Consider the following 7,991-nt stretch of genomic DNA (forward strand, 5'->3'; position numbering starts at 1 on the left):
CGATACCTATATATACTTTCCTACCGGACAACACTTTTACTGATTCTGTAGATACTCTTTTCATTTAGAGCCTCCTCTATTTTTTTCACAAGTATATCAAATACCTGTGAGAGGGCGAACAATCTATCATAGTATCTACAACATCAAAAAGTATTATCAGACTCATACTGCCCTTTTTACGTCTTTACAACTCCGAGCATTTTGTAAATTATCTCGTCATCCTTTCTCCAAAACGTTCAAAATGGATCCGGACAGCCTAAATTCGGCTGATAAAGTTTGATGAAAGCATATCAATTTTATGCGAAGCATGAGCATGGAACAGGGATTGCCGGTGTATCACAATCCCTGTTCCCGTATTATATATCCGCTGTAATCCGCATTTATCCCTGTTACACAAAAAGAATCTGTGGCCTGAAGAGTAGATGCCGGTTATGAAGTTCCATAGTTTTGAAGAGGCAGAAAGATCCTTGTGGTGTTTCAACCCAACGCCGGATTATTATAAAAGGGTTTCCGTTTTTTTTGAGTTGTTTTGCAGATTGTCCCAGCCCTCTTATCCAAAGGGTATTTTAAATATCAGTGCATTGATGATGCCAACCAACAGAAATTTGAATGGAACATCTCCTGTGCAATGCAGAAAAGATAACGGCAGCAAGATGCTTCCAGGTAAAAACATAATACTCACCGGCGAATATATGATCGTAAAAAGTGAAAAGGCCGAAGTTGCGAAGATAGAAAGTTGAGAAGTTGGGAAGATAGGGGAAGGGTGAAAAGATTAGTGAAATGTATAAAGGACAAGATAGGGGGTTAGATTGAAAGAAACAATTGGTGTAATCGGTTTATGGCACCTCGGATGTGTTTTATGTAGAAAAGCATCAGACTCGATTCCGGGAGAAGATGAAGGAAATTGATTTTTTTGCCAAGGCAAAGTATGGCTGCCCCCCGATTATTTTTCTTGACATTCCATCCTGATGGTGTAACAATCGTAGGTAAGATTTATACTTATTATGAAGAGGTATAATATGCCAAACACTGCCCGCAAATTGAACTTCCTCATTGAGGAAAGCGTTTGCAGAGATCTTGAAAGTCTCGTTCCTGCCGGAAAGCGCAGCAGGTTGGTTAACGAGGCTCTGCGTAAAGAACTGGAGTTGCTGCGCCGTAAATTGGCTGTTGAACAGTTGCTCGCTTCTTCGCCTTGTCAAGGCGGCTATTCGCATGCCGATATTCTTGAATGTCTTGCCAAAGACAGGGCGTCGCACTGATGAAAAAATACATCGTAGACGCCTCCGTTATTCTGAAATGGGTCTTGGAAAAAGAAAAGGAACCGGATCATGATAAAGCAACCGGCCTGTTACACGCCTGGGTGAGCGGCGCAGTCAGGATTGCAGCGCCTGGTTTATGGACTTATGAAGTCGCAAATATTCTGGGCAGAGCGTTACCCGACGAGGCGGGCCAAAAGATGAAGCTGCTCCTCGATCTTCAAATCAACGTGGTTGACTGTTCTGAGCAGATGATCCGTCAGTGCTTTGCCTGGATGAAAGAACACCAAGTAACCTTTTATGACGCGGTATATTTGGCCGCCGCCTATGAAATTGACGCCGCTTTGTTGACCAGTGACGACAAGTTCCGCGAAAAGATGAGGAACAACGAACGGATATGCCTTCTGAAAGATCTTGATAAATAGGGACAGCGCCCCTACTTATTTCTCCGATAATTAAACGTATCAAAACATCTCGTTATTTCAATGGAAGATCATGTAAATCTATATCAGGATTTTTAGTACGCTTATGACTATTTTAAATAACGATATATTGAAAGCGAGCATCATCAGGTGTGGTGCGATCGGGAGGAAGAGGGCGTTGGCGCTTGACGAGAAGAGCAGACTGGTGGCAAGCTGTGATACAAATTGCGACGCGTCTGACAATTTAGCACAGTCCTTTTCTTGCGAGCCTTTTAGTGATTATCGCGAGCTATTGCATTCGGCCGACTGTAATATAGTAATTATTTCGGTTGTCAACAAATATACCAAAGAATTAGTTATCGAATCGCTGAAGATGGGTAAGCATGTACTTGCGGAAAAACCACTGGGGCGCAACGCAGCGGAAGCGCAGGAAATAGTAAATGCACTTCGAGAAGCGCAGATGTCAGATAACGGATATCAGATATCAGATAACAAAGCGAAAGAAACGCTTCATCTACCATCCACCATCTGCCATCAAGCACGTAGTGCTCAAGACCGGTTTCAACCATTGTTTACACCCCGCTATCTGGAAAGCCAAGGAGTTGATTGACGAGGGGGAAATCGGGCGGTGCCTCAATATCCGGGCAAGGTATGGTTATGGCGGCCGTCCCGGTATGGAGAATGAATGGAGGGCATCAAAGGATTTATGCGGAGGCGGTGAACTCCTCGATCAGGGTGTTCATGTCATTGATCTGATATGTTGGTTTGGCGGAGAAGTGAAGGAAGTGTATGGAAAGGTTGAGACAAAATTCTGGGATATGGAAGTTGAGGATAATGCCTTTGCCATATTGAAAACTGAGAGCGATGTAACGGCTCCATTCCATGTGAGCTGGACAAACATCATATTTGAGAGAAATCTGTTTTGTCTCAGAAATCGATAATTTAGAGACATCGCTATGCAGAGATAAAAATGATGTCCATATATTGGGGTTGGCGCAATGCTCATTGGCAGAATATATCATAACAGGAGACAAAGATTTATTAGATTTGGTCGAGTACAAAAGCGCTAAGATTATAACTCCAAGAGAGCTCTGGACTTTATTGAAAACCCCCTTCCCTGAAGTATCAAACGGCTGATTGTGTTTCTCCCCATAGTCCATTATCCTGCCAGGGCAAGACCAGTAAAAAAGGATTGGAGACCTTTGCAAAGTCTTAATTTAGAAAATGGACATACAAATATTGGAAAGATCACAAAATACGCCTTATCGCAGAAGCTCAAAGGGTACGGTTTTTACATATGATTCTGTTTTTAAAGGAAGACTTTTTGCCATCATATCGAAATGTATGTCAGCATGGAGGACCGTAGCGCCGACTGTCAGCGCACAGGCAGCGATCAGAATGTCTGTGTACGGGACAGTAATCCCGCTTCTTCTCAAAGCGAAGGCAATCTCATATGCTTTTTCCCATTGGGTAATGGTTGCGGATATGGTTTCCAAGGCTTGGAGCCGTGATTTCAAACGATTAAACTCTTTTTCGGTTTTTGTGCCCCCGAGAAGTTCCAGCTTGATGATTTCTGTAGTAACAATAGCATCCTTTTCGAGCAGGTAAGCTACTCTCTTTCTAATTAACTCAAGGGGCTCACGCCTTAATGCGAATATCCATGCAGATGTGTCTACCAGGAAAGAGTCACTATTCATCCCTGAGCCGCTCCAATTCTTTTGGTGTGAGGTCCAGGTCAAAAGTGCCGAGCTCGTCTCGCAGTGCTGCCTTGTTATGTTCTCTAACCAGAAGCTTCAGCCCCTTTTCTATAGCTTCTTTTTTAGAGCGCGCACCGGTGACTTCGACAGCTTCTTTAAGTAAATCTTCATCAAGCACCACCGTTGTCTTAAACATTACAGCCCCCTTGTACATATAGTTTAGATGGTAATGTTATACATAAAACATGTTTTTGTCAACCACGCAATAAACTATGGCAACTATTTACGTAAATGATAAATCTTCTTTTAACATGGATAACGGCGGCTATTTGTCAAAGACTTTCAACCGTAGCAGTCTTTTTAGCGTTTCATATACATCTATTTTTGACCCTTCTTTCCGTATGCCTGGAGCAACGACAACAACCATGACCCGGTTTACTTTCACCTCATAAACTACCCTGTATCGACCAGCAGCATGAAGGCTGCAATATCCTGTAAGATCGCCGGATAACGCTTTTCCTTGTTTCTCAGGAGATTCTTTTAGCAGCTCGATTTTGCAGGCTATTGCGGTCCTTGTTTTTCCATCCAGGGATACCAGATACGATTTAGCCTCATTGGTCAGAGTAATTTTATAATTCAAGTTGAAGCTCTTTTTTTAAGTTTTCCCAGTCCGTTACCCTGCCGGATTGAATATCCTGAACTCCTCTTTTCAGGGCCATCATCATTTCCTCATCGCCCAGAATTTCAATCGTTTCATTCAAAGACTCATACAGATCCCAGGGCATAAGTGCAAAAACCTGTTTTCCACGGGACGTGATCGATATGGTTTCGTCATGTCCCATCTCTTTATGTAATTCATTTAATCTTCGCCTTGCTTCAGATATTTGAATTTGTCTGATCATTTTTAATACCCCCTAATATATTTGCCTCTTTATTTGTACATCTAAAAGACTTTTAAGTCAAGAGAAAACAAAAAAGGTACTTGACGTTATGTTAAGTACCTTTTTTGTTTTGTAAGCTGTAGAATGCTATGTTATTGCAATATAAAAAATATCAAGAAAATTTATTAACATGTTTTTTGGTTGAGAGGAGACCCGCTAACATCACTAAGAATATATACGCTGTCACAGGCCAGATCGGGTGTATAATCTTATGGATTCCAAAGAAAAAGGAAAGGAATACAATAACCACTGTACCGAGAAGAGAAGCATATGCATATACGCTACCGATTTTATTCACAGTCCAGCCGATAAAAACTACATAAACAATTGCACTTAAAAATACCGCGATCCATGTAACCTCTCTGAGGATTTCCTTTACAAAGAACCCAAGGGCCAATGAAACTGCGCCAATAGAGAGTGTTGTAATCCTTGATACTATTAGCAGTGTTCTGTCATTCTCTATCTTAAAGGATGGCGCTAAATAACCTTTAACGGCAAGGGTTGTGGCGCCCATCAGGAAAGGTGAACCGGAGCTCATAAGCGGCGCCCGCATGCTGATTAAGAAAAAGATTGAAACAAATGGGGGAACAACATTAAGGAGCGCCGGCAGTGCCGCAAGAGATGGGATATCAGGAAAGATGCGTTTTGCAGCAATCCCGCAGAGAGCAGCCATGATGACAATAGGGATTGCAATAAAATTGCCGATAAGAATCCCCCTTCTGCCTTCCTGCAGGGTTCTTGCGGAGTATGCGGTATTGATAACCGGTTGGGCAAGTACGCCAAGCGTGAAGTTGATATAAGCCCAGCTTAATGCCTGGGAGACGCCGAGATCACCGAAAGGCTGAAAATAATGTGTGTGGCTTGCAGCTTGAGCGAGTGCGCCGGTATTGAAAATTACATATAGACCTCCGAGAAAAATACCTGTTATGATGGCGCAGATATGTATCAGGTTTGTATACGCGGTAGCTAAAAAGCCGCCCACGACATTATAAAGTGTAAAAACTATGGCGGTAAGTACCATGCCCTGCCTGAAGGAAACCTGTCCTGTCAAAATGACGGAAAGTATTGCACCGCCGCCGACAATCTGCATTGCAACAATCCAGATTGAGAAAATAAGCTGCATAATCCCAGCCAGCTTTGCTGTCTTTTTGTCATACAGACTTCCGACAATATCAAGGATTGAATATGTTTTTTTGCCTTCCATGATTCTGCCGAGGAGAATGCTTGTAGTACACATGGCAATCCATATGCCTGCCTGGAACCACAGGGCACTGATTCCATGGATGTATGCGCCCTGCGCCATGCCGACGATAGATACCCCGCCGGTCCATGTGCCGGCAATAAGCACGGAAATAAAAGGCACGGAAAGCCCCCTTGACGCAACAAGATACGCCTCGGAAGACCTTGACCTTTTAGTTAGATAGATGCCCATAAACCAGAGAAGGCATATGTAGGCAAAAATGGAGAAGAGATGGAGTCCCTTCATCGTTTACTTTTTTCTTAAGAAACCTTCTATACGTTCTTTGAAAAGTGGTTTGGCTGCAAGCTCTGCAACGTAGAATCTTTCTTTATCCAAATGATTGGCAAGGCCGAAGAAGATAGCATTGTTCACGAGGTCCTTAAAATACTTGATGGTCTCCATTGGAAGGGCCTTAAGGTTTTTTATTGTCTCATTCAGTTTGGCTTCAAGTTCTTCCTCCTCACAGACCAGGTTTACAATACCAAGCTCCTGAGCTTGTGCCATATTGATATTACGGGAGAAGAGATATAACTCGTTGAACCTTTTTGCCCCGATCAATCTCGGCAGAAAAATGCTGCCTCCACCGTCCGGTGTAAGGCCTATTCTCCTGTAACCCATATTCATAATCGTATTTTTGGTTGCTATCGACAGGTCACATGCCAGTGAAAGTCCGAGGCCTGCGCCGACAGCAACGCCCTCAACAACTGCAATAACGATTGCAGCGGTATTACGTATCAGTTTTATGCTCTCATTAAGTATGGCTGCCTCTGCATCAATTAAAGCTTCTGCGTCCTGGGCTTCTTTAAAGGCAATGAGGTCGCCGCCGGAGCAAAAAGCCTTGCCTGCGTCCTGGGCTTCTTTAAAGGCAATGAGGTCGCCGCCGGAGCAAAAAGCCTTGCCCGAGCCTCTGATAACTATAAAAGGGGGTTGTTCGGCATCGGCCCTTTTCATAGCATCATAAAGACCTTTGAGCAGGTCAAAATCCATGGCATTTTTTTTCTCCGGTCTGTTGAGTGTGATTGTATATATACCATCCTTGTAAGATTCCAGAACTACATCCATAAAAACCTCCTGTTTAGTAATTAAAATTTAAGAATTATGAATTAAGAATTAGAAGAGAAAAACTCCGAACCCAAAACGCATAACCCTGAGTTTCAGCAGTTTATTTTGTTAAGGAATCTCAAAAACACTGCCCACTGATGCATATGTACATTTATTCCCCAGTTCTTGAAGCAATCTTTGCGCAACAGGAAGACCGGTACAGTGTGAAACGCCCAATACCTTAATATCTATTTGTTTGAGTATGTCGATTGAATACTTTAATTGCTCTTCTGTAAGGGGGCCTAAGTGTGTGCCACCGATAACCGCATAAAACGTTTCAACATTTAAATTTTTTGCTATGTACCATAAAGTGTTTATTATTCCTGCGTGTGCACAGCCAAGCAAAACAACGATCCCTCTTTTTGTGGAGAGGATCAGCGCCTGATCGTCGATAACGGCATCCTCCTCGTAAGTTGTGCCCTTTTTAACAAAAAGCGCTTTGTCACGCTCTTCGAAATGTGTAAGTATCGGGATCTCACCCGTAAGGAAGATGCCTCTTTCAATTTCCTGGAAGTCTTTGCTGAATCTAAACATTGCCCCTTTTGCTTCAAGGAGAATTTGTCTCTGAGGTATGCCGATAAACTCTCTATATTCCTTCCCGTCTTCTTTTACGATTTTGAATTTTTCATCGAAAACCGAGGGATGGCAATGGACATCAATGGGGTTGACAACATCGAGCACACGGGTAAGTCCTCCTGTGTGGTCATAATGTCCATGGCTCAGGAACACTTTCTTTATTGTGCTCAAATCTTTTTTAAATATTCCTGCATTGTGGAGAATGCCGAGACCTGAACCGGTATCAAAAAGGTATGAGCCGCTATCTGTCTCAATAAAGGCAGAGAATCCGTGTTCACCTATGCCGGATAGTTTTCCTATTACGTTTTCACAGAGAATAGTAATTTTCAGATATTTTAACGTTTTCATGGTCTGCCCGTAAAAATAAGGAGCTTTTTCTATGATTAAATATTTATAAAGAATTTGCAATACAAAAATGTTCAATGAAGGCGTCGTAATATGAATACAGCGACGTTGTTGTCGACTTCACCTGTTGCTTTCGACACTTGTTTCCTGTCAGGGTTTAACGGCCTGTTGCCCGAATCCCATTTGATCCCAACCCCGTATTTGTTCTTAACATGTCTTCATTATGAAGATTTGTGCCTTCCGGATTTTCACCTGTTTCATAAAAAAGGTGCCGGGGACGAAGATACATCTTGCAAATAAATGGCCTATTATTGATTGTACCGGGAATAGCGCACACATTCCCTTTGCAGGTCTTTTTATGTATCGGATTAACACCTGGATATTCTGGATAGCACAGATAAGGTATTCCTGAA

At 42.6% G+C, this 7,991-nt stretch carries 13 protein-coding genes; 5 read left to right on the top strand and 8 right to left on the bottom strand.

The features are described from left to right. The first annotated feature begins 422 nt into the window (after positions 1-422). From NT178_17810 to NT178_17830, 5 genes are all read left to right on the top strand, one after another. The gene (locus NT178_17810) at positions 423-740 is read left to right on the top strand and encodes a hypothetical protein (protein ID MCX5814377.1); all 318 of its coding nucleotides are present in this window, start codon (positions 423-425) and stop codon (positions 738-740) included. A 279-nt stretch (positions 741-1,019) separates the two neighbouring features. Next, positions 1,020-1,259: a hypothetical protein gene (locus tag NT178_17815; protein ID MCX5814378.1), complete on the top strand. Its 240-nt coding sequence runs from the start codon at positions 1,020-1,022 to the stop codon at positions 1,257-1,259. Next, positions 1,259-1,681, top strand: coding sequence for a type II toxin-antitoxin system VapC family toxin (locus NT178_17820; GenBank protein ID MCX5814379.1), 423 nt, complete (start codon positions 1,259-1,261; stop codon positions 1,679-1,681). Before NT178_17815 ends, NT178_17820 begins: the two co-directional genes overlap by 1 nt. Positions 1,682-2,118: 437 nt before the next feature. Continuing rightward, positions 2,119-2,619, top strand: coding sequence for a Gfo/Idh/MocA family oxidoreductase (locus NT178_17825; GenBank protein MCX5814380.1), 501 nt, complete (start codon positions 2,119-2,121; stop codon positions 2,617-2,619). After that, positions 2,585-2,815 carry a putative toxin-antitoxin system toxin component, PIN family gene (locus NT178_17830; GenBank protein MCX5814381.1) on the top strand — a complete coding sequence of 77 codons (231 nt, stop codon included), beginning with the start codon at positions 2,585-2,587 and terminating at the stop codon, positions 2,813-2,815. The genes NT178_17825 and NT178_17830 overlap by 35 nt, the downstream gene beginning before the upstream one ends. 125 nt (positions 2,816-2,940) lie before the next feature. On the opposite strand, the gene NT178_17835 is transcribed toward NT178_17830, so the two are convergent. The 8 genes from NT178_17835 to NT178_17870 form a co-directional block, all read right to left on the bottom strand. Continuing rightward, positions 2,941-3,375 (bottom strand): PIN domain nuclease, encoded by a 435-nt coding sequence (locus NT178_17835; GenBank protein ID MCX5814382.1) that lies wholly within the window; start codon positions 3,373-3,375, stop codon positions 2,941-2,943. Beyond that, on the bottom strand, positions 3,368-3,571 hold the full coding sequence (locus NT178_17840) for a type II toxin-antitoxin system VapB family antitoxin (GenBank protein ID MCX5814383.1): 204 nt from the start codon (positions 3,569-3,571) through the stop codon (positions 3,368-3,370). Before NT178_17840 ends, NT178_17835 begins: the two co-directional genes overlap by 8 nt. Before the next feature lie 129 nt (positions 3,572-3,700). Next, positions 3,701-4,015, bottom strand: coding sequence for a plasmid stabilization protein (locus NT178_17845; protein MCX5814384.1), 315 nt, complete (start codon positions 4,013-4,015; stop codon positions 3,701-3,703). Beyond that, positions 4,005-4,277: a type II toxin-antitoxin system Phd/YefM family antitoxin gene (locus tag NT178_17850; GenBank protein ID MCX5814385.1), complete on the bottom strand. Its 273-nt coding sequence runs from the start codon at positions 4,275-4,277 to the stop codon at positions 4,005-4,007. The genes NT178_17845 and NT178_17850 overlap by 11 nt, the downstream gene beginning before the upstream one ends. Before the next feature lie 151 nt (positions 4,278-4,428). Next, complete coding sequence (locus NT178_17855; GenBank protein ID MCX5814386.1) at positions 4,429-5,748, bottom strand: hypothetical protein; 1,320 nt, start codon at positions 5,746-5,748, stop codon at positions 4,429-4,431. Between the two features lie 57 nt (positions 5,749-5,805). Then, positions 5,806-6,618, bottom strand: coding sequence for an enoyl-CoA hydratase-related protein (locus NT178_17860; protein MCX5814387.1), 813 nt, complete (start codon positions 6,616-6,618; stop codon positions 5,806-5,808). Between the two features lie 108 nt (positions 6,619-6,726). Then, entirely contained in the window at positions 6,727-7,581 is an 855-nt protein-coding gene (locus NT178_17865; GenBank protein ID MCX5814388.1) for an MBL fold metallo-hydrolase, read from the bottom strand. Positions 7,582-7,735: 154 nt separating this feature from the next. Next, positions 7,736-7,991: hypothetical protein (locus NT178_17870; GenBank protein ID MCX5814389.1), on the bottom strand; the 256-nt coding region annotated here is incomplete at its 5' end.

The organism is Pseudomonadota bacterium (assembly GCA_026388255.1).
Classification (GTDB): domain Bacteria; phylum Desulfobacterota; class Syntrophorhabdia; order Syntrophorhabdales; family Syntrophorhabdaceae; genus JAPLKB01.

What these genes read in the sequence shown, in the direction of transcription:
- NT178_17810 (MCX5814377.1), top strand. Translation starts at nt 423, where the DNA reads ATGCCGGTTATGAAGTTCCATAGTTTTGAAGAGGCAGAAAGATCCTTG.
- NT178_17815 (MCX5814378.1), top strand. Translation starts at nt 1,020, where the DNA reads ATGCCAAACACTGCCCGCAAATTGAACTTCCTCATTGAGGAAAGCGTT.
- NT178_17820 (MCX5814379.1), top strand. Translation starts at nt 1,259, where the DNA reads ATGAAAAAATACATCGTAGACGCCTCCGTTATTCTGAAATGGGTCTTG.
- NT178_17825 (MCX5814380.1), top strand. Translation starts at nt 2,119, where the DNA reads ATGCACTTCGAGAAGCGCAGATGTCAGATAACGGATATCAGATATCAG.
- NT178_17835 (MCX5814382.1), bottom strand. Translation starts at nt 3,375, where the DNA reads ATGAATAGTGACTCTTTCCTGGTAGACACATCTGCATGGATATTCGCA.
- NT178_17840 (MCX5814383.1), bottom strand. Translation starts at nt 3,571, where the DNA reads ATGTTTAAGACAACGGTGGTGCTTGATGAAGATTTACTTAAAGAAGCT.
- NT178_17850 (MCX5814385.1), bottom strand. Translation starts at nt 4,277, where the DNA reads ATGATCAGACAAATTCAAATATCTGAAGCAAGGCGAAGATTAAATGAA.
- NT178_17855 (MCX5814386.1), bottom strand. Translation starts at nt 5,748, where the DNA reads ATGGGCATCTATCTAACTAAAAGGTCAAGGTCTTCCGAGGCGTATCTT.
- NT178_17860 (MCX5814387.1), bottom strand. Translation starts at nt 6,618, where the DNA reads ATGGATGTAGTTCTGGAATCTTACAAGGATGGTATATATACAATCACA.
- NT178_17865 (MCX5814388.1), bottom strand. Translation starts at nt 7,581, where the DNA reads ATGAAAACGTTAAAATATCTGAAAATTACTATTCTCTGTGAAAACGTA.